The organism is Promicromonospora iranensis, assembly GCF_028994775.1.
GTDB lineage: Bacteria > Actinomycetota > Actinomycetes > Actinomycetales > Cellulomonadaceae > Promicromonospora > Promicromonospora iranensis_A.
Window position 1 is genome coordinate 1 of record NZ_JAJQMN010000022.1, and the last position, 23,152, is coordinate 23,152.

Annotated in this window: 19 protein-coding genes and 1 pseudogene; 12 read left to right on the top strand and 8 right to left on the bottom strand. The window is 72.2% G+C overall.

Going from position 1 to position 23,152, the window contains the following annotated elements:
* A pseudogene (locus tag LUU90_RS25605) lies at positions 1-1,142 on the bottom strand (hypothetical protein); the annotation flags it as partial.
* A gap of 381 nt (positions 1,143-1,523) precedes the next feature.
* Here LUU90_RS25605 and LUU90_RS25610 point away from each other — a divergent pair.
* Genes LUU90_RS25610 through LUU90_RS25640 form a run of 7 tightly spaced genes read left to right on the top strand, consistent with a single transcriptional unit; the run spans position 1,524 to position 9,578 of the window.
* On the top strand, positions 1,524-1,655 hold the full coding sequence (locus LUU90_RS25610) for a hypothetical protein (protein WP_275007097.1): 132 nt from the start codon (positions 1,524-1,526) through the stop codon (positions 1,653-1,655).
* The gene (gene kdpF / locus LUU90_RS25615) at positions 1,652-1,744 is read left to right on the top strand and encodes a K(+)-transporting ATPase subunit F (RefSeq protein WP_020016455.1); all 93 of its coding nucleotides are present in this window, start codon (positions 1,652-1,654) and stop codon (positions 1,742-1,744) included. Before LUU90_RS25610 ends, kdpF begins: the two co-directional genes overlap by 4 nt.
* Before the next feature lie 5 nt (positions 1,745-1,749).
* A complete protein-coding gene (gene kdpA, locus LUU90_RS25620; RefSeq protein ID WP_275007100.1) occupies positions 1,750-3,429 on the top strand; it encodes a potassium-transporting ATPase subunit KdpA in 1,680 nt (559 codons plus the stop codon).
* Positions 3,426-5,663 carry a potassium-transporting ATPase subunit KdpB gene (gene kdpB, locus LUU90_RS25625; RefSeq protein WP_275007103.1) on the top strand — a complete coding sequence of 746 codons (2,238 nt, stop codon included), beginning with the start codon at positions 3,426-3,428 and terminating at the stop codon, positions 5,661-5,663. The genes kdpA and kdpB overlap by 4 nt, the downstream gene beginning before the upstream one ends.
* 44 nt (positions 5,664-5,707) lie before the next feature.
* Positions 5,708-6,337, top strand: coding sequence for a potassium-transporting ATPase subunit KdpC (gene kdpC, locus LUU90_RS25630; protein ID WP_275007105.1), 630 nt, complete (start codon positions 5,708-5,710; stop codon positions 6,335-6,337).
* Positions 6,334-8,859: a DUF4118 domain-containing protein gene (locus LUU90_RS25635; RefSeq protein ID WP_275007106.1), complete on the top strand. Its 2,526-nt coding sequence runs from the start codon at positions 6,334-6,336 to the stop codon at positions 8,857-8,859. Before kdpC ends, LUU90_RS25635 begins: the two co-directional genes overlap by 4 nt.
* Positions 8,856-9,578 carry a response regulator gene (locus LUU90_RS25640; protein ID WP_275007108.1) on the top strand — a complete coding sequence of 241 codons (723 nt, stop codon included), beginning with the start codon at positions 8,856-8,858 and terminating at the stop codon, positions 9,576-9,578. The genes LUU90_RS25635 and LUU90_RS25640 overlap by 4 nt, the downstream gene beginning before the upstream one ends.
* Here the strand turns inward: LUU90_RS25640 and LUU90_RS25645 are convergent.
* On the bottom strand, positions 9,541-10,539 hold the full coding sequence (locus tag LUU90_RS25645) for a DMT family transporter (protein WP_275007110.1): 999 nt from the start codon (positions 10,537-10,539) through the stop codon (positions 9,541-9,543). The genes LUU90_RS25640 and LUU90_RS25645 overlap by 38 nt on opposite strands.
* Before the next feature lie 68 nt (positions 10,540-10,607).
* Here LUU90_RS25645 and LUU90_RS25650 point away from each other — a divergent pair, with 68 nt between their 5' ends.
* Positions 10,608-12,119, top strand: coding sequence for a PLP-dependent aminotransferase family protein (locus LUU90_RS25650; RefSeq protein ID WP_275007112.1), 1,512 nt, complete (start codon positions 10,608-10,610; stop codon positions 12,117-12,119).
* 206 nt (positions 12,120-12,325) lie between these two features.
* Here the strand turns inward: LUU90_RS25650 and LUU90_RS25655 are convergent, their stop codons facing one another.
* Complete coding sequence (locus LUU90_RS25655) at positions 12,326-12,970, bottom strand: hypothetical protein (RefSeq protein ID WP_275007114.1); 645 nt, start codon at positions 12,968-12,970, stop codon at positions 12,326-12,328.
* Positions 12,971-13,224: 254 nt separating this feature from the next.
* Entirely contained in the window at positions 13,225-14,436 is a 1,212-nt protein-coding gene (locus LUU90_RS25660) for a class I SAM-dependent methyltransferase (protein WP_275007116.1), read from the bottom strand.
* A gap of 145 nt (positions 14,437-14,581) precedes the next feature.
* Here LUU90_RS25660 and LUU90_RS25665 point away from each other — a divergent pair, with 145 nt between their 5' ends.
* Positions 14,582-15,550 carry a hypothetical protein gene (locus tag LUU90_RS25665; protein WP_275007118.1) on the top strand — a complete coding sequence of 323 codons (969 nt, stop codon included), beginning with the start codon at positions 14,582-14,584 and terminating at the stop codon, positions 15,548-15,550.
* Between the two features lie 6 nt (positions 15,551-15,556).
* Here the strand turns inward: LUU90_RS25665 and LUU90_RS25670 are convergent, their stop codons facing one another.
* Positions 15,557-16,012, bottom strand: a complete 456-nt coding sequence (locus LUU90_RS25670; protein ID WP_275007120.1) for a SufE family protein — start codon at positions 16,010-16,012, stop codon at positions 15,557-15,559.
* Between the two features lie 65 nt (positions 16,013-16,077).
* Between LUU90_RS25670 and LUU90_RS25675 the strand changes: the two genes are divergently transcribed.
* Positions 16,078-16,389, top strand: coding sequence for a DUF3175 domain-containing protein (locus LUU90_RS25675; RefSeq protein ID WP_275007122.1), 312 nt, complete (start codon positions 16,078-16,080; stop codon positions 16,387-16,389).
* 23 nt (positions 16,390-16,412) lie between these two features.
* Here LUU90_RS25675 and LUU90_RS25680 read toward each other — a convergent pair whose 3' ends face one another.
* A complete protein-coding gene (locus tag LUU90_RS25680; RefSeq protein ID WP_275007124.1) occupies positions 16,413-17,306 on the bottom strand; it encodes a sulfurtransferase in 894 nt (297 codons plus the stop codon).
* A 77-nt stretch (positions 17,307-17,383) separates the two neighbouring features.
* Complete coding sequence (locus tag LUU90_RS25685) at positions 17,384-18,634, bottom strand: GAF domain-containing protein (RefSeq protein ID WP_275007125.1); 1,251 nt, start codon at positions 18,632-18,634, stop codon at positions 17,384-17,386.
* 406 nt (positions 18,635-19,040) lie between these two features.
* On the opposite strand from LUU90_RS25685, the gene LUU90_RS25690 reads away from it, so the two are divergent.
* Positions 19,041-19,550, top strand: coding sequence for a hypothetical protein (locus LUU90_RS25690; RefSeq protein WP_275007126.1), 510 nt, complete (start codon positions 19,041-19,043; stop codon positions 19,548-19,550).
* 170 nt (positions 19,551-19,720) lie between these two features.
* Here the strand turns inward: LUU90_RS25690 and LUU90_RS25695 are convergent, their stop codons facing one another.
* Complete coding sequence (locus tag LUU90_RS25695) at positions 19,721-21,328, bottom strand: vWA domain-containing protein (RefSeq protein WP_275007128.1); 1,608 nt, start codon at positions 21,326-21,328, stop codon at positions 19,721-19,723.
* A gap of 234 nt (positions 21,329-21,562) precedes the next feature.
* Between LUU90_RS25695 and exaC the strand changes: the two genes are divergently transcribed.
* Positions 21,563-23,086, top strand: a complete 1,524-nt coding sequence (gene exaC, locus LUU90_RS25700) for an acetaldehyde dehydrogenase ExaC (RefSeq protein WP_275007129.1) — start codon at positions 21,563-21,565, stop codon at positions 23,084-23,086.
* The last annotated feature ends 66 nt before the right edge of the window (positions 23,087-23,152 follow it).

A 23,152-nucleotide genomic window follows, 5' to 3' on the forward strand; every position in this document is an offset into this window, starting at 1 on the left:
TCCAAACTGGTCACACCGCCCTCGGCATGCGGCGTGATGTGGTCGATGTGCCGTACCGGGGCGTCGCACCACGACGTGGCACAGATCCCCTGCTCCCGGGCACGCAACAGATCCGCCAGCCCCGGTGGGTGGAACCGCGCCCTCGATGTGGTGGCCAGCAGGCGACCCTTCGGGTCGACGTAGATCGAGCGGAGCCATGCCGCGTCCGCGTCGATCCCCTGCGCGGCCAGATTCCGGGCCACCGGGCCCGGGACGATGCCCGAGCCCACGGGCATGCCTTCGGCGACCACACCCGGCTGGGTGCCGTCAGCGAGCAGGGTCTGGTCGGAGACCAGCAGATTGATGGTGACCGGCACGTCGTCGGCATGACCCGGCCCACGGCCGGTGACTCGTTCGATCAGGGTGTCGGCCATGATCTGCCCAGCCCCGCGCTCGTCACCCGCAGCTTTGGCTGCTTCGGCGTGCTTCTTCAGCTGCGCATACGCCTGCACACCCTGCGCCATCGGCACCAACGCAGTCAGATACACCATCAGATCCGGCGCCGGACGCACCGAGACACACCGCTCACCCACCGCCTTCGCGTTCCGCTTCACACACGCGTACACGTCCAGCTCGCTGGCGAGCTCCTTGATCCGCGCGACCAACCGACGCGTCCCCATCGACGCCAGGGCCACCCGGTGCGCGGGACCGCAGAGCTCTTCATCGATCCGCGCCCGGTCCTCCACACCCAGATGCGACGTCTCCCGCACCAACAACGTGGCACGCCACTGCGACAGGACACCCGTACGCAAGGCGTCGAAGGTATGCGGCATCTGCGTGACCCACACCCGCGCCGTCCCCAAGAACCCAGCCCCGGCATGCGGACTGACCCGCAGCGCCGCACCGACCTGATTCGGCACACCACGACCCCGCCGCTCCACCCGCAGACCCTGCACAGCCTCGTCGGCCTTGGTCGCCTCGTCCAACGCGACCGCCAACCTGCCCTGCACCGCAGCGATCGTGTTCTTCACCGCCTCCAGCTCACCGAGCAGATCCACCCACTCCGCCTGCACCCGCCGCGACGTCAGCCCGCCGGAGCCGGAGCCGGCACCCACGCCAGCGTCGATGTCGGTGTCGGTGTCGGTAGCCCCTGGCAGGATCATCCCGGCCAGGTACTCCCGCACAGCCCGCACATCAGCCGCCCGCACCACCGCAGGAACGCCCCCGGAGACGGCTCCGTCGCGAGCCAGGGGCAGCACCGACCCGACGGGCTGCTCGCCCGCCCCAGGTGCACCTCCGGCTGATGTCATGCCATCAATCTATCGCACACATGTTCGTACCGCGCGCCGAGAGCCACGCTCTCTGCCATCAGCAGAAGAACGAGCTCTCATGCGGAACCGCCACCGCTCGAACAGCACCACGCGGGTCCTGTCCATGACCAACGACGCGTGCGGCATCAGAGGGCTGTCAGCGTCGGCGCGCCGGGCGTCAACGTTCCGTCAAAGACGCCCGCCACCGGTCGCCGTCGGGCATAGACCGGTGTCATGACCGATCTGGCCTTCATCCTCCTGACCATGGCGTACTTCGCCGCGGTGGCCGTGGTGGCGCGTCGCGCCACCACGCACGAGCCCGCCGCGCACGACCCCGCCCTCGACACCTCGGGGAGCCGGAAGTGAACCCGTTCGACGCCGTGGGTCTGGTGCTCACCCTCGCGGGCCTCGTGTACCTCTTCGTGGCGCTGATCCGCGCCGACCGGACGCGGTGATCGGCGTGCTCACCGCAGTCCTGAGCCCGGTCGTCGCGGCAGTGGCGCAGATCCTCGTCCTGCTCGTCCTGCTCGCCGCCGTGCACCTGCCCCTCGGGGCCTACCTGGCACGCACCTACACCAGCCCGAACCACCTGCGGGTGGAGCGGCTTTGGTACCGCGCCGTGCGCGTGGACCCGGACGCCGAGCAGCGTTGGACCACCTACCTGATGTCGCTGCTGGGCTTCTCGCTCGTCTCCGTCCTCTTCCTGTACGGGCTGGAGCGTCTGCAGGCCCACCTGCCCTGGAACCTCGGTCTTACCGGGTTCGATCCGGCCGGTGCCTGGAACAGCGCGGTCAGCTTCACCACGAACACCAACTGGCAGTGGTACTCGGGCGAGGCGGCGGCGGGGCACCTGCTGCAGATGGCCGGGTTCGCCGTGCAGAACTTCGTCTCGGCCTCGGTCGGCATGGCCGTCGCCATCGCTCTCGTGCGGGGCTTCGCCCGCTCCGGCACGGACGCCCGCATCGGCAACTTCTGGTCCGACCTGACCCGGGGCGTCGTCCGCGTCCTGCTGCCGCTCGCTGCCGTCGCGGCGGTCGTCCTCATGGCGTCCGGCGTCATCCAGAACCTGGACCCGCACACCGCGCTCCGCACCGTCGAAGGGGCCTCCCAGCATGTCCTGGGCGGACCCGTCGCGTCCCAGGAGGCCATCAAGGACCTGGGCACCAACGGCGGCGGCTTCTTCAACGCGAACTCGGCGCACCCGCTGGAGAACCCGACGCCGTTCACCAACCTCGTCGAGATCTTCCTGCTGCTGCTCATCCCGTTCTCCCTGCCGCGCACGTTCGGCCTCATGGTCGGCGACCGGCGGCAGGGCTGGGCGATCCTCGGCGTGATGGCCGGGCTGTGGGCGGCGTCGCTGGCGCTGACCACCTGGGCCGAGATGGCCGGACCCGGCGCGGCGCCCCAGGCGGCGGGCGCCGCCATGGAGGGCAAGGAGACCCGGTTCGGACTCGCCGCGAGCGCCTTGTTCGCCGTGTCGACGACGGCGACCTCGACGGGCTCGGTGAACTCGATGCACGACTCGTTCACGGCTCCGGGCGGCGGGATGCTGCTGTTCAACATGCTGCTGGGCGAGGTGGCGCCGGGCGGGGTGGGCGCGGGGCTGTACGGGATGCTCGTGCTCGCCGTGGTCGCGGTGTTCGTCGCGGGCCTGATGGTGGGTCGCACGCCGGAGTACCTGGGCAAGAAGATCGGCCGTCCGGAGATGACGGTCGTCGCGCTGTACGTGCTGACGGTGCCGGCGCTCGTGCTGGTCGGTACGGCAGTGTCCGTGGTGGTCGAACCGGGGCTGGCGGGTGTCCAGGACCCGGGCCCGCACGGCCTGTCGGAGGTGCTGTACGCGTTCGCGTCGGCGGCGAACAACAACGGTTCGGCGTTCGCCGGTCTGACCAGCGGCACCCCGTTCTACGAGGTGGCGCAGGGCCTGGCGATGCTGGCCGGGCGGTTCATCCCGATCGCACTGGTGCTGGCCCTGGCCGGCCGCCTCGCGAGCCAGACGACGGTCCCGGCGACGTCGGGCACCCTGCCGACGCACCGCCCGCTGTTCGCGGGCCTGCTGGCCGCGGTGACGATCGTCGTCGTGGGCCTCACCTTCATCCCTGTCCTTTCCCTCGGTCCCGTTGTGGAGTCCCTGTCATGACCATCGACATCCGGAATGCTCCGGCCGGTTCCGCCGCGCCCGGGTCCCCAACGACCGGCGCCGGGGAGCCCCGTGCCGCGAGGCGCACGACGCAGCGCGCCCTGACGTGGGCGCAGGTGCGGTCGGCGCTCCCGGGCGCGCTGCGCAAGCTCGACCCGCGTGTGCTGTACACCTCGCCCGTCATGTTCGTGGTCGAGGTGGGCGCCGTCGTCACGACGGTCCTCGCGGTGGTGGAGCCTGGTGTGTTCGCGGGGTGGATCGCGGTGTGGCTGTGGGCCACGGTGTTCTTCGCGACCCTCGCGGAGTCGGTGGCCGAGTCGCGCGGCAAGGCGCAGGCGTCGACGCTGCGCGCGACGCAGAGGCAGACGACGGCGCGCAGGGTGGTCGGCGCCAAGGACATGCCGGCGGCGGGCTCGCGTATGGACCTGCCGACCGTGGAGGTGCCGTCGTCGACGCTGCGCGTGGGTGACGTCGTGGTCGTGGCGGCGGGGGAGACGCTGCCGGGCGACGGCGACGTGATCGAGGGGGTCGCGTCGGTGGACGAGTCCGCCGTGACCGGCGAGTCGGCCCCCGTGATCAGGGAGTCGGGTGGCGACCGGTCGGCGGTCACCGGTGGCACGGTGGTGCTCTCGGACCGGATCGTCGTGCGGATCACGGCGCCCGCCGGCTCCACGTTCGTGGACCGGATGATCGCCCTGGTGGAGGGTAGCGAGCGCCAGAGGACGCCGAACGAGGTGGCGCTGAACATCCTGCTCACGTCGCTGACCATCGTGTTCCTCCTGGCGGTGGCGACGTTGCAGCCGTTCGCGGTGTACTCGGGCTCGCGGCAGTCGTTGCTGGTGCTGGTGGCGCTGCTGGTCTGCCTGATCCCCACCACCATCGGTGCGCTGCTCAGCGCGATCGGCATCGCGGGGATGGACCGGCTGGTGCAGCGCAACGTGCTGGCGATGTCGGGTCGTGCGGTGGAGGCCGCCGGTGACGTCGACGTGTTGCTGCTCGACAAGACCGGCACCATCACCTACGGCAACCGGCGTGCGACGGAGGTGCTGCCGGTGGCCGGGACGACGTCGCGGGAGCTCGCCGTGGCGGCGCGCCTCGCCTCGCTCGCCGACGAGACCCCGGAGGGGCGCAGCATCGTCGACCTGGTCGACGCCCACCACCCCTCCGTTGAGTGCGGGGTATTTGTGGGGTCGGAGCCCGCTGACCCCACAAATACCCAGCACTCAACGGGTGGGGTGGGGTTGCCGGACGGGGCCGAGCTCGTGGTCTTCAGCGCGGTGACGCGGATGTCGGGCGTCGATCTGCCTGCGAGCGCGACCGGCGGCGTCCGCCGCATCCGTAAGGGCGCGGGCAGCGCCGTCGAGCTGTGGGTGCGCGGCACCGGCGCGCAGGTCTCCGCCGCGGACGGCGGGCAGCTCGCCGCCCTCGTGGACGCCGTGGCCGGCGAGGGCGGCACGCCGCTCGTCGTCGCCGAGCAGGTGGGCGAGGCGCCGGCGCGGGTGCTCGGCGTCGTCCGGCTGAAGGACGTGGTGAAGGAGGGTATGCGCGAGCGGTTCGACCAGCTGCGCGCCATGGGCATCCGGTCGGTGATGGTCACGGGCGACAACCAGGTCACGGCGCGGGCCATCGCCGCAGAGGCGGGGGTGGACGACGTCCTGGCCGAGGCCACACCCGAGGACAAGCTCGACCTGATCCGCCGTGAGCAGGAGGGCGGCAGGCTGGTCGCCATGGCCGGGGACGGCACCAACGACGCGCCGGCGCTCGCCCAGTCCGACGTCGGCGTCGCGATGAACACCGGGACGTCCGCCGCGAAGGAGGCGGGCAACATGGTCGACCTCGACTCCGATCCCACCAAGCTCATCGAGATCGTGGAGATCGGCAAGCAGCTGCTCATCACGCGCGGCGCGCTGACCACGTTCTCCGTGGCGAACGACATCGCGAAGTACTTCGCGATCCTGCCCGCCATGTTCATCCCGGTGTTCCCGCAGCTCGACGTGCTCAACGTCATGCGTCTGGCGAGCCCCGGCTCGGCGATCCTGTCGGCCGTCATCTTCAACGCGCTGATCATCCTCGCCCTCATCCCGCTGTCGCTGCGCGGGGTGCGGTACCGGCCGGCGTCGGCGTCGGCCCTCCTGCGGCGCAACCTGCTGATCTACGGGCTGGGCGGCCTGGTCGCCCCGTTCCTCGGGATCAAGCTCATCGACCTCCTCGTCTCGCTGCTCCCGGGCCTGTAGCCGTGCTCTCCGGCAGCCGGACCACCACACAAAGGAAAACTGACATGGCAACGACCACGGTGGCGAGCGACCTCGCGACGCTGACCCGCCACTCCCTGGCGGGGTTGCGCATGCTGCTCGCCTTCACCCTCGTGACGGGGCTGGCCTACCCGCTCGCGATGACCGCCGTGGGGCAGGTCGCCTTCCCCTGGCAGGCGAACGGCTCGCTCGTCCGGTCCGACGGCGCCCCCACCACCTCTCGTTCCGACGCGGTGGGCTCGGCGCTCGTCGCCCAGGGCTTCACCGGTGCGGAGTACTTCCACCCGCGGCCGTCGGCCGGTGCGTACGACACGCTCGCGTCCGGCGGGTCCAACCTGGGCCCGCTCAACCCGGACCTGGTCGCCTCCATCGAGGGGCGCAAGGCCGCGGTGGCCACGGAGGACGGCGTGACGGCCGCCGACGTCCCGCCCGACGCCGTCACGGCGTCGGCCTCGGGCCTGGACCCCCACATCAGCCCCGCATACGCCGCGATCCAGGTGGAGCGCGTCGCGCGGGCGCGTGGCCTGTCCGACGCCGCCGTCGCGGACCTGGTGGCACGGCACACCGCCGGGCGCGACCTCGGTGTGCTCGGCGAGGCGCGCGTGAACGTGCTGGAGCTCAACCTCGCCCTCGATGTCGCAGACTTGAGGCCATGACCACCGGACGCCGGGGCCGCCTCACCGTCTATCTCGGGGCGGCCCCTGGCGTGGGCAAGACCTACGCCATGCTCGACGAGGCCTGCCGACGCCGCGCGCGAGGCACCGACGTCGTGATCGGTCTCGTCGAGACCCACGGCCGGGCCGCGACGACCGACCGGATCAGGGACCTGGAGCTGGTCCCGCGCCGGCAGGTCGGGCACCGCGGGACCACGCTCACCGAGCTCGACGTCGAGGCGGTCCTGGAGCGCGCGCCCCAGGTCGCCCTCGTGGACGAGCTCGCGCACACGAACGCGCCCGGGTCCGCGCACCCCAAGCGCTGGCAGGACGTGCAGGACCTGCTCGACGCCGGGATCGACGTGGTCACCACCGTCAACGTGCAGCACCTCGCCTCGCTCACGGACGACGTCGAGGCGATCACCGGCGTCCGGCAGCGCGAGACGGTGCCCGACCAGGTGGTGCGCGACGCCGACCAGATCCAGCTCGTGGATCTCTCGCCCGAGCAGCTGCGCCGCAGGCTCGCGCACGGCAACGTGTACCGGGCGGAGCAGATCGACGCCTCGATGTCGTCGTTCTTCCGCGTCGGCAACCTGACCGCGCTGCGCGAGCTGGCCCTGCTGTGGCTCGCCGACCGCGTCGACGACGCTCTGAACCGCTACCGCGCCGACCACTCCATCGACGGCACCTGGCCGGCCCGCGAGCGCATCGTCGTGGCGGTGACCGGCGGGCCCGAGACGGAGACGCTGCTGCGCCGGGGTGCGCGCATCGCGCAGCGTGCCGCGGGCACCGAGCTGCTCGCCGTGCACGTGCTGCCGACCGACGGGCTCCCGGCCACGCCGTCGGCCACGATCGGCGCGCACCGCGCGCTGGTGGAGTCGCTCGGCGGGAAGTTCCACACTGTGGTGGGGGAGGACGTGCCGTCCGCCGTCGTGGACTTCGCGCGCGGCGTGAACGCGACGATGATCGTGGTGGGCGTGTCCCGGCACAGCGTGTGGCGGCAGGCGCTGCTCGGGTCCTCCAGCGCGGAGATCGCACGCCTGTCGGGTGCCATCGACGTGCACCTGGTGACGCACGAGCGGGCGCGCATCGGCGTGGGCGTCGGGTCCCGGTACTCGTCGCTGTCCCCGGGGCGGAGGGCCGCCGGGTGGGGCTCGTCCGTCGTGCTGCCCGTGGCCCTGACCGCGATCCTGCTGCTGGTCGGGCGGGACGACGTGGCGCTCGCCACCGACGCGATGCTGCTCCTGGCGGGGGTGGTCGGGGTCGCGCTCATCGGCGGGCTGTGGCCCGCCGTCGTGGCCGCCGTCGTGTCGAACCTCTGCCTCAACTGGTTCTTCACGCCGCCGACGGGCCGGTGGACGATCGCCGAGGCGGAGAACGTGTTCGCCCTGGCGGTGTTCGTCGTGGTCGCGGTCGCCGTGGCCTCCGTGGTCGACCTCGCGGCCCGGCGCACCACGCAGGCCTACCGGGCGCGTGCCGAGGCGTCCACGCTGGCGGCGCTGTCGCGTTCGGTGCTGTCCGGTCAGGACACGGCCCAGGCCATCGTGCAGCGGCTGGCGCAGACCTTCGCGATGGCCGACGTGCGCCTGGAGGAGCGGGCGGGCGACCGCACGCCGTGGACGGTCGTGGCGCACGAGTCACGGGGCTCCGGGCCGGACCCGGACGGTCCGGTGACGGAGGTGGCGATCGACGACCGGCACCGGCTGGTCCTGGCCGGGCGGGTGCTCCCGGCGAGCGACCGGCAGGTGGTCGAGGCCTTCGGGGCGCAGGCCGGCATCGTCCTCGAGCACCGCCGGCTGCGCGAGCAGGCGGCGCAGGCGGAGGTGCTGGAGCAGACCGAGGGCACCCGGACGGCGCTGCTGGCCGCGGTCTCCCATGACCTGCGCACCCCCCTCGCGGCGATCCGAACGGCCGTGGACGGCCTGGGCTCGCCCGACGTCGAGCTCGGCCGGGAGGACCGCGACACCCTCACGGCCACCATCGCTGACTCGACCTACCGGCTGGAGCGGCTCATCGGCAACCTCCTGGACCTGTCCCGCCTGCAGACCGGCGCGGTGCGGCCGGCGCTGCGCGCGGCGTCGCTGGAGGAGGTGGTGCCGATCGCCGTGGAGCCGTGGCTGCCGCGGCTCGCCCTCGACGTGCCCGAGGACCTGCCGCTCGTGCACACCGATCCGGGCCTGTTCGAGCGGGTCGTGGCGAACGTCGTCTCCAACGCCGTGCGGCACTCCCCGCCGGAGGCGAAGGTGCTGGTCACGGCCTCTGCGACGCGGGACTCCGTACAGCTGCGGGTGGCCGACGCCGGCCCCGGCGTGCCCGACGACCGCAAGGCGACCATGTTCGAGCCGTTCCAGCGCCTCGACGACACGAGCGTCGACGGGCTCGGACTGGGCCTCGCCGTCGCGTCGGGGCTCGCGTCCGCCGTCGGTGCCCGGATCGCGGCCGAGGACACCCCGGGCGGCGGCCTCACCATGGTGCTCACCGTGCCGCGTGCCCGGGACGCGGAGCGTGATGGGATGGATCGGTGATCACAGAGCCGGACGGCGGGGGCGAGCGCACGGCGGCGTCGGGCAACCGCGTGCTCGTGGTGGACGACGACACCGCGCTGGCCCGCGCCCTGGCCATCAACCTGCGGGCGCACGGCTGGGACGTGACGGTCGCGCCCACGGGCGCGGCAGGGCTCGACGCCGTGTCGTCGGCCCGGCCGGACGTGGTGCTGCTCGACCTGGGCCTGCCCGACATGCCAGGGCTCGACGTCATCGCCGGGATCCGAGGCTGGACGCGCGTACCGATCGTCGTGCTGTCCGCTCGGCAGCTCGGCGACGACAAGGTGGACGCCCTCGACGCCGGCGCCGACGACTACGTGACCAAGCCGTTCGCGATGAACGAGCTGCTCGCGCGGCTGCGTGCCGCCGTCCGCCGGGCGGAGCCGGGCCAGGCGGAGGAACCGGTGGTCACGGCGGGCGAGCTGCGGATCGACCTGGCGCGCCGGACGGTCTCCCGCGCGGGGGCCGACGTGCGGCTGAGTCCCACCGAGTGGGCGCTGCTGGAGGTCCTCGTCCGCAACCGCGGCCGGCTCGTGGACCGCAAGCAGCTGCTGCACGAGGTCTGGGGCCCCGCCTACTCCACGGAGACCAACTACCTGCGCGTCTACACGGCGCAGCTGCGGCGCAAGCTGGAGCGGGACCCCTCGCACCCGCGCCACATCCTCACGCACCCGGGAGCGGGATACCGGTTCGAGGAGTGACCCCGCGCGGGGACCCGCGGCCTGCCGGCTGAGACCCGAGCACGACGCCGGCGACCACCACGCCCACGCCCAGCCACACCACCGGCCCCGGCACCGGACCGCCGAGCAGCACGCTGCCCACCGCCGACGCCACGGGCACCACGCCGGTGAACAGCCCGGCACGCCCGGGCCCGATCCGCCCGACCGCCGTATACCAGAGCAGGAACGCCACCACCGTGACGGACAGGGCGAGGTGCAGCGTGGCGGGCACGTGCTCCGCACGCAGGGTCAGCGCGGCGCCCGGCCCCTCCACGGCGAGGCTCAGCGCCCAGAGCGCCACCGCCGCGATCCAGACCGCATGGAGCGACACGCCGTGCGGCCCGAGCCGGCGCAGCACCGGCACCGCCAGCAGCGTGAAGCCGGCCTCGCAGAGCAGCGTCAGCAACGCGTAGCCCAGTCCCACGGCATCCGAACGTCCGCCCCCGGTCACCAGGACGGCGCCCAGCGTCACCACCACCGCCGCGACGACCACCATCGACGTCGGCCGGGTCCGGCCGAGCAGCGGGCCCACCAGGGCCAGCAGGATGGGCACCGCCGCGACCGCGACGCCGATCACTGCGGGTTCGGCATGGGCGACGCCGCGCACCACTCCCACGTTGAACAGCACCAGCCCGGTCAGCGCCACGCCCGCCAGCCACGCCCACTCCCGTCCGCGCGGCGCGGGGACCGAGCGCCCGGTGCACCGCAGGACCACGAGCAGCACCAGGGCGGCAAGCGTGTACCGGATCGCCTGCACGGCGAAGAGCGGGGCGTCCGCGAGCACACCCGAGACCGCCACCTGGCTACCGACCAGCGCCATGCCGATGCCCGCGTACAGCGGCCCGGACCATCCCGCGGGCGGCCGCGGCCGGGTGCCGTCGGCGGCTGTGCTCGCCGTGCTGCTCATGGTGTCCGGCGCGCCCGGTGGCGTCCTGGTTGTCATGTCACCGAGCCTGCGCGAGCTTTGGTATATCTGACAGTGCCAAGATCACGACGATCAAGGGGACCAAGATGCCCGGGGCCGACTTTCTCCAGCTCGACCCGATGCAGGCCGGCCGGGGGAACCTCACCGCGTGGCTGGCCGAGGCGGTGCGAGACGCGGTGTCCGACGGCCGGCTCGGCCCGGGCGACCGGCTGCCCGCCACCCGTGTCCTCGCAGGTCAGCTCGGTTGCTCACGCGGCGTGGTCGTGGACGCCTACCGGCGCCTCACCGATGAGGGCCTGCTGTCCGGCCGGCACGGGGGCGGCACGACGGTCCGGGCGGCGTGGGCTCCGGCGCCGGCACCCGGCGCGGCGTCCGCTCCGTCCTCCGCCCGGAGGGCGCGGCCCGACGCCGATGCGCGATCTGTCGCGGCGTCCGGCCTGGCGGGTGCCCTGCTCGACCCGACCGCCTCGCCGGCCCGGGACGCCGGCGCCGGCCTGATCGACCTGTCACCCGGCCTGCCCGACCTGTCCGCGTTCCCCCGCGCCGCCTGGGCCCGCGCCGAGCGGACGGCGCTGGCCGGGCTGGCGTCGAGCGACCTCGGGTACGGCGACCCGCGCGGCCTGCCCGCGCTCCGCGAGGCGCTGGCCGGCTGGCTCGCGCGCACCCGGGGGATCCGCGCGCACCCCGACGACATCCTTGTGGTCAACGGTGTCTCGCAGGGCCTCATGCTGCTCGCCCGCGCGCTCGGCGCCCAGGCGCTCCGCCGGATCGGGTTCGAGGACCCGGGCTCCTACGGGGCGCGCGAGCACCTCCGGCGGTGGGACATGGAACCCGTTCCCGTCCCTGTGGACCAGGACGGCCTCGACGTGGCCGCGCTCGGCAGGGCCCGGGTCGACGCCGTTCTGGTCACCCCGGCGCACCAGTTCCCCACGGGCGTCGTGCTCGCCCCGGACCGACGCCGGGAGCTGGTCGCGTGGGCGAGCGCCGCATCGCCGCCGGGCCCTGGCGACCTGCCCGGACGTCTGGTCATCGAGGACGACTACGACGCCGAGCACCGCTACGACCGCCCGCCCGTCCCGGCGCTGCGCGCACTCGCGCCCGACCACGTGGTCCATCTCGGCAGCGTGTCCAAGTCGCTCGCCCCGGCGATCCGCATCGGCTGGCTGCTCGCGCCCGCCGCGCTGCAGGCCGAGCTGGTGGAGGCCCGCTACTGGACCGACCTGGCCGGCCCGGCGCTGCCCCAGCTCGCGCTGGCGCACTTCATCACGACCGGCGGGTTCGAACGGCACCTCCGCCAGGTCCGACGGCGACACCGAGCCCGCCGCGACGCCCTGCTCGCGGCCCTCGCCGCTCACCTGTCCGGCGCCACCGCCCACGGGGTGGCCGCCGGCCTGCACCTGCTGGTCACCGTGCCCGGCATCGACGACGCCGCGGTAGTCCGCCGAGCCGGTGAGGCGGGGGTCCGCGTGCAACCACTCTCCGCGCACCGGATGGGTGCCGGCCCGTCAGGCCTGGTGATCGGCTACGCGGCGAACACCGCGGACCGGCTGGACGAGGCGGTGCGGCGGATCGCGCAGAGCTTCAGGAGCGCTCGCTGATGATCGACCGTTCAATTTCGACGAAATGCTTTGATGCGTCGATCACGTACCGCCTATGACGCACCAACGAGGCCCTTTCCCGGAATCCGGGAAAGGGCCTCGTCGTAGCCTTTTGCCACCAGCCCCACCGTTCGCGAACGGCTGGCAGAAAAGGGGTCAGATACCGGCCGTGCTGGCGACGTCCGGCGAGTTGAGGGGTCTGCTCGTCACACTCCGGGGACCGGAACCGGAAGCGGGACGGGAAGGCCACCGGTGAGAAGTCCGAGGATCGAGGAGAGAAGACCGTCGACCGCGCCGAGCACGGTGTCCAGCAGACCGGCCGGGACCGGGACGGGGAGCGGCATCGGCGGCACCGGGAGGTCCGGCACGGGGTTGTCCACCGGAACGTCGGGCAGGCCGTCCACCGGCACGTCCGGCACCGGGTCGGTGGCGACGTCAGCCTCGGCCGCGACATCCGTCGCGGTCGCCGCGGCGGTGTCGGCCTCGGTCGTGACGTCGGTCTCGGCTGCGGTGTCCGTCGCGGTCTCGGCCGCTACGTCCGTCTCTGTCTCGGCTGCGGCATCTGCCTCGGCCTCGGTCGCGACGTCCGCCTCGGCCTCGGCTGCGGCGTCTGCCTCGGCCTCTGCCGCGAGATCCGCCTCGGCCTCCGCCGCCGCGGCGTCGGCTGCCGCCTCGGCCTCGGCGGTGACCTCCGTAGCGGCCTCGGTCTCGGCCTGGGTCTCGGCTGCGACGTCCGGCACCGGGTCGGCAGCGGTGACCGCTGCGGCGGGCTTGTCGCCGTCGGTCGTCACCAGTGCGCTCGCACCTGTTGTGGCTGCGCAGACCATGGCCGCCGAGACGGCGGTGGTCACGACAGCCCGACTGATTACACGGAATCCTCGGATCATGGTGTTTCCCCTCGAATAGCTCCGTCGAAAACAGCGGTGGAGCACACATGTGTGTTCACCACGAAGAAGAGTCCGACGGCCTTTTCACCCTGTCAATCGGAACGCATCGACGCATTCGTGGAATGAAACAAGACATTCCAGGATCGAACTCTGCGGCAGAGCGACAGGAATGCCCGTAACCCAGACATCACAGTGGTGATACAGGACGAGCGTCCAGGTCAGGAGTCCTGGATCAACCGCCACAGGGACGTGACCTCGCGCCGTCGTGCTTCGTGCAGCGCGTCGGCGGCGTCGCTGGCTCTCGGGTGCTGCGGTGTCGTGTCGTGCCGGCCGGCGACCCGCAGCCCGGCGTCGGCGATACGGGAGAGGAGCTCGTCGCGCGTCCGCAGCCCGAGGTGCTCGGCGAGGTCGGAGAGGACGAGCCAGCCCTCGCCCGCCGGTGCGAGGTGCTCGGTGAGGCCGTCGAGGAACCGGTGGAGCAGGTCGGAGCCCGCGTCGTAGATCCCGAGCTCCAGAGCCGAGGTCGGTCGCGCGGGCAGCCACGGTGGGTTGCAGACGATCAGGTCGGCCCGGCCGTCCGGCCACAGGTCGGCCTCGGCGACCCGTACGCGCTCGGCGAGCCCGAGCCGGTCGAGGTTCGCGCGGGCGCAGGTCACCGCCCGGGGATTGATGTCGGTGGCGACGACCAGTCCTGTTCCCCGGCGGGCGAGGACCGCCGCGAGCACGCCGGTCCCGGTACCGAGGTCGAAGGCCACCGCGGGCGCGTCTCCGCCGCGGAACGGCGCGTCCGCGACCAGATCGACGTACTCGCCACGCACCGGGGAGAAGACGCCGTAGGCGGGGTGGATGCGCGCGCGCAGCGCGCCGATCTCGACGCCCTGCTGATGCCACTGGAAGGCGCTGAGCACCCCGACGAGCTCGGTGAGCGCGACACACGTCCCGCCGTTCTCGCCGTCGGGCGCGTCGTCCGTCCCGTCGTCGACCCCGTCAGCCGCCGCGCCGTAGGCGTGGTCGGCGGCGTCGCGGACATCGGGTGCCCGGCGCAGCGCCAGGGTGTGGTCCGGCTCGAGCAGGACCAGCAGGCTCCCGAGGAGCCGGGCCCGCTCGGCCCGCTCCGCGCGGTGGCCGTGAAAGAGCGCGGCCGTACCGTCCCCCGCCGCGTCGCGAGGTGCGCCGCTCGTCGTGCTGCCCCTGGTCCGGCCGGCGCGGGACCGCTCGTGCAGGCGGTCCATGGCGCGCAGCAGCTGCCGGGCGTTGTGGAAGTCGCCCCGCCACAGCAGACCGGTGCCGCCGCGTGCCATGCGGTAGGCGGCCCTGGCGGTGGTGCCGTCGTCGACGACGACCACGCGGGCCGGTGCGGGGGTGTTGTTCTCGGAGTGCCAGCGGGCGGAGAAGGGGGCTCCGCGCTCGGCCCAGCGGACAGCGGCCATGACGTACTCCTGAAGGGGTCGAAGGTGTCGTGGTCAGCACGACTGTCCTTCCGTCATGTGCTCCCATCTTCTCACGGGCACGTTGCCGCCGACGAAGCCATCAATCCGCTCGTCAGGCGGCGCGGGCGGTTGGCATGATCGCCGCATGACCCGCGTTCGACCCACCTGGCCCGACCTCCCGACGCACGTCCGGGACGCCGTCGTCGCCCAGCTGGATGGCGGTCCCGTCACGGGCTGGACGTCGCACGACGGCGGCTACTCGCCCGGCTGGGCGCTCACGCTGGAGACGGCGTCCGGGAGCTTCTTCGTGAAGGTCGCCTCCACCGACCACGAGGTCGCGGCGCGCCTGCACCGCCGGGAGGCGCAGCGTGCGGCGGCTCTGCCCGACGGCGTCCCCGCGCCGGCCTTCCGCTGGATCATGGAGCTGCCCGAACCCGGGGGAGCGGAGCCCGCATGGGTGGTCATCGCCTCCGACGCCGTCCGCGGGCGCACGCCCCGGACCGAGCCGTGGGACCTCGACGACCTCGACCGTCTGCAGCAGCTGGCCCGCCGGATCGCCGAGCACGAGGTGCCGGACGGCGGCGTGTTCCCTGACTTCGGTGCCCGGGCCTGGCCGGAGTCCGCCCAGCTCGCCGACGAACGCCCCGCCGGCCTGGCGACCTACGACCCCTGGTTGGCGGCGAACCTCGACCACCTCGCCGAGCTCGCCTCGCCCGAGCGACAGGCCGAGGCACTCGCCGGCCCGCACCTCGTGCACGGTGACCTCCGTGCCGACAACGCAATCGTCGTCCGGCGGGCCGACGGTACGGAGGGAGCGGTAGCCGTGGACTGGCCGCACGCCGTTCGTGGTGCGGGGTTCGTCGACCAGACGGGCATGCTCCCCGCCGTCCATGCCGCCGGCGGACCCGCTCCGCAGCAGGTGCTGGACCGCACACCGCTCGCGGCAGGTGCGGACCGCGAGGCCGTCACGGTGTGGGTGGCGGTCCTGACCGCCTACTTCGCGCGCAGCTCGCTCCTGGACCCGCCGCCCGGCATCCCGCACCTGCGGGCGTTCCAGCGGATCCAGGCGGAGGCCTGCATCCCATGGCTGCGCGACCGGCTGCGCGCCGGCTAGAAGAGGTCAGACCTGTGTGGCGCCCAGCTGCTCCCGGACCTGGCGCTTGGCGCGGGTGAGCATGCCCGCCATGCCGTTGAGGCGCAGCAGGCTGACCACCTTGGTGAGGCCGAGCTGGAGCGGGTAGTCCTCGGGCACGTCCAGCACCTGCTGCGCGGTCAGGCCGGTCAGCCCCTGCGCCAGGATCGACGCGAAGCCTCGCGTGGTGGGCGCCTCCTCCGGTGCGCTCGCGTGGAAGGTCACCACCCCGGCATCGTCCACCTCGGCGAAGGCGTAGACGGGGGACTGGCACTCCTGGACCCGTTCGAGGCGCTCGGGCGCGTCCGCGTACCTGGCGGGCAGCGGCGGGAGCTCACGCGACACCTCCAGCAGCAGCTGGAGCCGGTCGCGCTCGGGCGTCTCCAGGAAGGCGTCCCGCAGCTCCGCGAGGGCCTCGGGCAGGTCGGCGTCGTTGGTGCTCATCTGTTCATCCTCCCACCGCCCGCGGGGCTCGAGCGAGCCACCGGGCGGCGTCGTACGGTTGATGCATGGCCGAGAAGAAGCGGTCGGGCAAGGGGTCCGGTAAGGACGGCGAACGCTGGTCCCAGGACGTCACCGAGGGCAGCGACGCCCTGGACCTGGAGGACGGCGTCTTCACGTGGCAGGACCCGGCGCGCATCGCCAGGTCCCTCAAACGGTCCGCGGAGTCGAGCGACCGGCGCAAGAGCTCCCCGTACCGCTCGGCGATGTCGATGCTCACGTTCTACGTGAACCGTGCCGGCAAGGAGCTCGACGCGGACCAACGTGAGGTCCTGGAGCGCGCCAAGGACGAGCTCCGCAAGGCATTCGGCCGCGCCTGACCGGTCAGCGCCTCACGGACGGGTCAGACGGCGCCCGGCTCGCTGCCGGTGGCGATCGGCACGCGCACCGCGTTGCCCCACTCGGTCCAGGAGCCGTCGTAGTTGCGCACGTCGGTGTAGCCGAGCAGGTAGGTCAGCGCGAACCAGGTGTGGCTGGAACGCTCGCCGATGCGGCAATAGGTGATCACCGCGTCGTCGGGGCTCATGCCCAGGCCGGCCGTGTAGATCGCCTCGAGCTCCTCGCGCGACCTGTAGGTGCCGTCCTCGGCGACCGCTGTCGCCCACGGGACGTTGCGCGCCGTCGGGATGTGGCCGCCGCGCAGGACGCCCTCCTCCGGGTAGTCCGGGATGGCGATGCGCTCGCCCGTGTACTCCTGCGGGGACCGGATGTCGACGAGCGGGCCGTTGCCCAGGTGCGCCAGGACCTGCTCGCGGAAGGCGCGGATGGTGCTGTCGTCGCGCACCACGACCGGGTAGTCGACCGGCGCGGGAGCCGGGACGTCGGTCGTCAGCTCGCGGCCCTCGGCGCTCCAGAGCCCGCGGCCGCCGTCGAGCAGGCGCACGTCCGTGTGCCCGAACAGCGTGAACACCCAGGCCGTGTAGGCGGCCCACCAGTTGTTCTTGTCGCCGTAGAGCACGATGGTGGTGTCGCGCGTGATGCCCTTGCTGCCCATCAGGGCGGCGAACGCCGCGCCGTCGAGGTAGTCGCGCATCTCGGGGTGCTGCAGCTCGGTGTGCCAGTCGACCTTCACGGCGCCCGGGATGTGGCCGGTCTCGTAGAGGAGCACGTCCTCGTCGGATTCCACGACGACGATCCCCGGATCCTTCAGGTGCTCGGCCAGCCACGCGGTGCTCACCAACCGCTCCGGATGGGCGTACCGGGCGATCTTGTCCGACGGGTCGATGGGCGCGGGCATGGGGCCTCCTCGTAGAGCACGTGCACTGACGACGATAAGAACACACGGTCGTGCCGAAAAGATCCCGGTACCACGACTCAGGACAGTCGCCGGTCCAGCACGCCCAGGCGGGCCCACGCCCGCGCGGCCTGTGGCCCGCCGGGCGGGGCCAGCTGGGCCAGACGCGTCCAGGCCGCATGGTCGTCCGCCCCTTCGCTCCGCGCGGTCCACTGCTCGACGGCGGCCACGTCGCGGCAGGCGTGCACCGCCTCGCGAACCTCGGCCTCGAGCTCCTCGCGCAGCCGCTCCACGGCCGGTGCGACCGACCGGCGCAACAACGCCTCCGGGTACGCCGCGAGCGCGCCGCGCACGTCGCCGCCGCGGAGCCGGGACCGCACGACGTCGACGTCGGACCGCAGTGGCCGGGCGAGGCGGTACGGGCGGGAGCCGGCGAGGAGCGGGCCGTCGAGGACGGCGTCGGCGACCCGGCGCAGGCGGGAGATCTCCGCTCGCACGGCGACGAGCGACAGGTGGCCGGGATGCAGCAGCACGGCGAGCTCCTCCGCCCCCAGACCTCGGCGGTGCTCGGCGAGCAGGTGCAGGATCTCGGCGTGCCGCAGTGAGAGCCGGCGGCCGCGCAGCGTGGGTGCGCCGAGCAGTCGTAGGTCCGGTGGCTGGTCGGTCGCGCCGACGCCGGACCCTCGTGTCCGGGCGGCGGCGTGGGCGGCGAGCTCGCGCTCGACCATCGCCACGGTGGCCCGGACGAGCGCGAGAGCGACGTGCGACCCGGCGGCGCTGCCGCCGGTGAGGTCCAGGATGCCGATGATCCTGCCGGCCGGGTCGTGGACCGGGGCCGCCGTGCAGCTGAGTCTCTGCACCGGGCGCACGAAGTGCTCGGCACCGAGCACCTGGACCGGGCGCCGCGTGGCCAGCGCGGTTCCGGGCGCGTTGGTGCCGACGGTCTCCTCCCGCCACACCGCGCCCTCGACGAACCCGACGTGGTCGACCGCGGAACGCACGGGGCCGCGTCCCTCCACCCAGAGCAGCCGGCCGACGTCGTCGGACACGGCCACCACCAGGTCGTCGCCCGTCGCACCACCGACCAGGTCACGGACGAGAGGCATCGCGCGGGCGAGGGGATGGTCGCGGCGGTAGTCCTCGAGGTCCGCGGACGTCGCGACCGTGACCGCGCCCGGATGGTCGGGGTCCACACCGTTGCGCAGGCTTCGCCGCCACGAGGCCGCGACGACGGGGTCGATCCCGTCGGGCTCCTGCGAGCCGGCCGAACCGACGAAGCTCTCGTAAGCCGCGCGCACCCACTGCGCGTCCCGGTGTGGCACCTGCGTCATGCTGCCCCTGAGGTCGTTCGGACGCCGTTGTCGAACCACTCAAGTCTAGGCGCCCGACCAAGGCCATCAACAGGTTGTGCACCGAGACCCTCAAGTTATCCACCGGTCCGGGACTCTTTTCCACAGATCACAGGTGTATTACGGTCTCGCCGCGCGGGACGCGAGAAGTAGTCCTAGCGTCATTCGCATCGGTAGTTAAAAGGGCTTCGAGCCCGACACCTTGTTTTCATGGGATCTCTCTTTGGGGGAAGAGTTGAACACCATCGCTTTAACCAAGCCGGAACCTGCGAGACCCGGAACGGACGACCAGCCCGGCGACCAGCCGGGTGACAGTCAGGCTCGGCCGCCCGCGTTCGACACTGCTCACCTACCTCCGCTCGACTCGCCGGAGCCTCCACTCGTCGAGGTGGCCGGCGCCCGCGGCCGGCGCCCCTGGGTCTTCGGCGCCGCGATCGTCACGGGGGTCGCCGTCGCCGTCGCTCTCTGGGCCGGGTCGGCCCGCGCCGACGAGACCAGTCACATCCTGAACCTCACCTCTCAGATCGACAGCCAGGTCACGACCACTTCGGCCAGGTCGAACGACCTGGCGGCCGTGATGGACATGGCCGAGCGCGTCTACCGGCACTCGGAGGGTCGGGTCGCGGACCCGGCCACCCGTGACGTCCTGGCCGAGGCCATCGCCGACGCGAGGTCGGCCGTCGCGCAGCGCGTCACGGACGCTCCGCCGTCCTCCGTGACGCAGGCTCGCACCCTGCTCGCACAGGCGACCCACATGGAGAGCTCCCTGGACTGGGCAGCCGAGGATCTGCGTGTCGCCGTCGACATGGTCCAGCAGTCGCAGGGCGCGCAGCGGGTCCTGGACTCCCGGGATCCGGTGGGCAGCCGGACGATGCTCACGTCCCACGACGGATCCTGACGCCTTTCGATAGGCGCCGGCGGCCTAAAGTTCCAGCGTTCTCCGGGTGTCGAAACCTCTTTCCACGGGATTGTCGTTCTCGTGTCGCTCGCTCCTTTTGATCCCACCTTCTGATGAGACCAATGCATTGAAGGCATGCGTCGCGGCGCGTATTTCATGCGAAGTAAAGATCACGCCAGCCGGCGGTAGGCGTCGACCAGGCCGACGAACTCTGCCCGCAGGCCGTACGGGTCGTCGCCCACGGCGCGTGAGGCGCGCTCCCTGACGGCGTCGAGACTCGCATCGCCCCGGTACTCGGAACCGGTGGCGATCAGTCCGAGCTCGGCCACGGCGGAGGCGAAGGCGAAGTCCGCCGTCGGTGCCGACGTGAAGGCGTCCGCTCCGACGGGGAACTCCACCTCGGTGCTGGCAGCGGGCTCGGCGCCGCCAGGGGGCTTGTACCTGACATGCACCGTCATGAAGTCGGCACCGGGACTGGTGCTTGCGGGGGAGTCGCCGCCGGGCGGCACCAGCTCGTAGAACGCGGTCACCGAGTGCCCGGCGCCCACGTCGCCGGCGTCCTTCGCGTCGTTGTCGAAGTCCTCGTCCGCCAGGCGCCGGTTGTCGTAGCCGATCAGCCGGTAGGAGCCGACGGCTGCCGGGTTGAGCTCCACCTGGAGCTTCAGGTCCTTGGCCACGACGAACATCGTGGAGCCGAACTCGTCGACCAGTACCTTGCGTGCCTCGGCCAGCGTGTCGATGTACGCGTAGTTGCCGTTCCCGTGGTCGGCGATGGCCTCCATCGTGCTGTCCTTCAGGTTGCCCATGCCGAAGCCCAGCACCGAGACATAGACACCGGACTCCCGCTCCGCCTCGATCAGCTCGGTGAGGTCCTCGGGCGTGGACGGCCCGACGTTGAAGTCGCCGTCGGTCGCCAGGACGACCCGGTTGTTGCCGCCCTCCACGAAGTTCTTCTCGGCCAGCTCGTACGCCGTCCGCAGCCCGTCCGCGCCGCCCGTGGAACCGCCGGCCCGCAGTGACCGCAGCTGGTCCACCAGCACACCGTGCTCGGAGCCCGGCACCGAGTCGGCGACCACCTGGTTGTCGCCCGCGTACGTCACGATCGACACCCGGTCGTCCTCGTCGAGCTGTTCCACCAGCAGCGCGAACGACTCGGCGAGCAGCGGCAGCTTGTTCGGCTCGTCCATGGATCCCGACACGTCGAGCAGGAACACGATGTTGTTGCCCTCCGACGTCGGGATCGCCTCCGTCGCCTGGACACCCACCATCGCGAGCTGGTGCTCCGGGTTCCAGGGCGCGGCCGCGACCTGGGTGGTCACCGAGAACGGGTGTTCGGCGCCGGCGGCCGGCGCCGGGTAGTCGTAGTCGAAGTAGTTGACCAGCTCCTCGATGCGCACCCCCTCGGGCGCGACACCCTGGTTCACCTGGCGGCGCAGGTTCGAGTAGGACGCCGTGTCGACGTCGGCCGAGAACGTGGAGAGCGGGCTGGTCGCGACGTCCTGGAACGGCGTCTCGGGGGAGTCGTCGTAGTCCTCGCCCGAGCCGTCCGGTGTTTCGACGGGGGGCAGCGGAGCGACGTCCGTGCCGATCGGCGGCTCAGGAGCCGGGACCGAGAGGTCCGTCGTGTCCACGGCAGTCTCCGTGGAGCCACCCGCGGCGGAGCAGCCCGCGAGCGCCAGCGTCGCCCCGAGCAGGGCCGCGAGCGCCGTCGCCGGCCGGCCGGTGAGGTGGGTGCGGAGTCGGGTGCGGTGGGGTGTGGGTGCCGGTGCGGATGTCATGGGGCGGCCTCTCGTCGTGGTCGGCTTGCCGGTTGGGTCCGGCGTCCTGTCCTCTACCGTTCATGTGTGCTGCCGCCGTCGGGGCTTGCCCGGGGGAGGTCACGGTCCGGTTGCAACCCCTGTGCAACGCCTGCCTGCCTAACCTCGCCCCGTTCGGGTGCGCCGCTGCACCCGGGTGTGGCTCCGCCGTCGGGCAGCCGACGGCGGGCACGAGAACCTGCGAGGAGGCAGACCATGACCGTGTACGCAGCCCCAGGTACCGAAGGTGCCATCGCCAACTTCCGGCCCCGGTACGACCACTGGATCGGGGGTGAGTACGTGGCCCCCGCGAACGGCCAGTACTTCGAGAACCCCAGCCCCGTGAACGGGCGGACCTTCACCGAGGTCGCGCGTGGGGACGCCGACGACATCGACATGGCCCTAGACGCCGCGCACGGTGCGGCCCCCGCCTGGGGGCGGACGTCGGTGACGGAGCGGGCGCTGGTCCTGAACAAGATCGCCGACCGCATCGAGGAGCATCTCGAGGAGCTGGCGGTCGCCGAGACCTGGGAGAACGGCAAGCCGGTCCGCGAGACCCTCGCGGCCGACCTGCCCCTGGCCGTCGACCACTTCCGCTACTTCGCGGGCGCGATCCGGGCGCAGGAGGGGTCGATCAGCGAGATCGACGGGGACACCATCGCCTACCACTTCCACGAGCCGTTGGGTGTGGTCGGGCAGATCATCCCGTGGAACTTCCCGATCCTCATGGCCGTGTGGAAACTGGCGCCGGCGCTCGCGGCGGGCAACGCGGTGGTGCTCAAGCCGGCCGAGCAGACGCCGACGTCGATCCTGTACCTGATGGAGCTCATCGCGGACCTGCTCCCGCCGGGCGTCGTGAACGTCGTCAACGGATTCGGCGCGGAGGCGGGCAAGCCGCTGGCGAGCTCGCACCGGATCCGCAAGATCGCGTTCACGGGTGAGACCACCACGGGCCGCCTGATCATGCAGTACGCGTCGCAGAACATCATCCCGGTGACGCTGGAGCTCGGCGGCAAGTCGCCGAACATCTTCTTCAGCGACGTCGCGGCGGCGAAGGACGAGTTCTACGACAAGGCCCTCGAGGGCTTCACGATGTTCGCGCTCAACCAGGGTGAGGTGTGTACGTGCCCGTCGCGTGCGCTCATCCAGGCGGACATCTACGAGTCGTTCCTGGCCGACGCCGTCGTGCGCACCGAGGCGGTCAAGCAGGGCAACCCGCTGGACACCGACACGATGATCGGGGCGCAGGCGAGCAACGACCAGCTCGAGAAGATCCTCAGCTACTTCGACATCGGCCGGGCGGAGGGCGCCAAGGTGCTCACCGGCGGACACCGGGCAGAGATGGACGGCGACCTCGCGGGTGGGTACTACGTGACGCCCACGATCTTCGAGGGCAAGAACTCCATGCGGATCTTCCAGGAGGAGATCTTCGGGCCCGTGGTCGCGGTCACCGAGTTCGGGGACTTCGACGACGCCATCAAGGTCGCCAACGACACCCTGTACGGGCTGGGCGCCGGCGTGTGGACCCGGTCCGGTGCGGACGCCTACCGGGCGGGCCGCGCGATCGAGGCCGGGCGGGTGTGGACCAACTGCTACCACGCCTACCCGGCGGCCGCCGCGTTCGGTGGCTACAAGGGGTCCGGCGTCGGCCGCGAGAACCACAAGATGATGCTCGACCACTACCAGCAGACCAAGAACCTGCTGGTGAGCTACGCGCAGGGCGCGCAGGGCTTCTTCTAGGAGCCCGCCCACCCCGGGTGCCGGGCGTACGGGTCGTTCGGCTGACCTGTACGCCCGGCACCGCGA

Excerpts from the sequence above, each read along its gene's own strand:
- LUU90_RS25610 (WP_275007097.1), top strand. The coding sequence starts at position 1,524 with ATGACCGATCTGGCCTTCATCCTCCTGACCATGGCGTACTTCGCCGCG.
- kdpB (WP_275007103.1), top strand. The coding sequence starts at position 3,426 with ATGACCATCGACATCCGGAATGCTCCGGCCGGTTCCGCCGCGCCCGGG.
- kdpC (WP_275007105.1), top strand. The coding sequence starts at position 5,708 with ATGGCAACGACCACGGTGGCGAGCGACCTCGCGACGCTGACCCGCCAC.
- LUU90_RS25635 (WP_275007106.1), top strand. The coding sequence starts at position 6,334 with ATGACCACCGGACGCCGGGGCCGCCTCACCGTCTATCTCGGGGCGGCC.
- LUU90_RS25645 (WP_275007110.1), bottom strand. The coding sequence starts at position 10,539 with ATGACAACCAGGACGCCACCGGGCGCGCCGGACACCATGAGCAGCACG.
- LUU90_RS25650 (WP_275007112.1), top strand. The coding sequence starts at position 10,608 with ATGCCCGGGGCCGACTTTCTCCAGCTCGACCCGATGCAGGCCGGCCGG.
- LUU90_RS25660 (WP_275007116.1), bottom strand. The coding sequence starts at position 14,436 with ATGGCCGCTGTCCGCTGGGCCGAGCGCGGAGCCCCCTTCTCCGCCCGC.
- LUU90_RS25665 (WP_275007118.1), top strand. The coding sequence starts at position 14,582 with ATGACCCGCGTTCGACCCACCTGGCCCGACCTCCCGACGCACGTCCGG.
- LUU90_RS25670 (WP_275007120.1), bottom strand. The coding sequence starts at position 16,012 with ATGAGCACCAACGACGCCGACCTGCCCGAGGCCCTCGCGGAGCTGCGG.
- LUU90_RS25675 (WP_275007122.1), top strand. The coding sequence starts at position 16,078 with ATGGCCGAGAAGAAGCGGTCGGGCAAGGGGTCCGGTAAGGACGGCGAA.
- LUU90_RS25680 (WP_275007124.1), bottom strand. The coding sequence starts at position 17,306 with ATGCCCGCGCCCATCGACCCGTCGGACAAGATCGCCCGGTACGCCCAT.
- LUU90_RS25685 (WP_275007125.1), bottom strand. The coding sequence starts at position 18,634 with ATGACGCAGGTGCCACACCGGGACGCGCAGTGGGTGCGCGCGGCTTAC.
- LUU90_RS25695 (WP_275007128.1), bottom strand. The coding sequence starts at position 21,328 with ATGACATCCGCACCGGCACCCACACCCCACCGCACCCGACTCCGCACC.
- exaC (WP_275007129.1), top strand. The coding sequence starts at position 21,563 with ATGACCGTGTACGCAGCCCCAGGTACCGAAGGTGCCATCGCCAACTTC.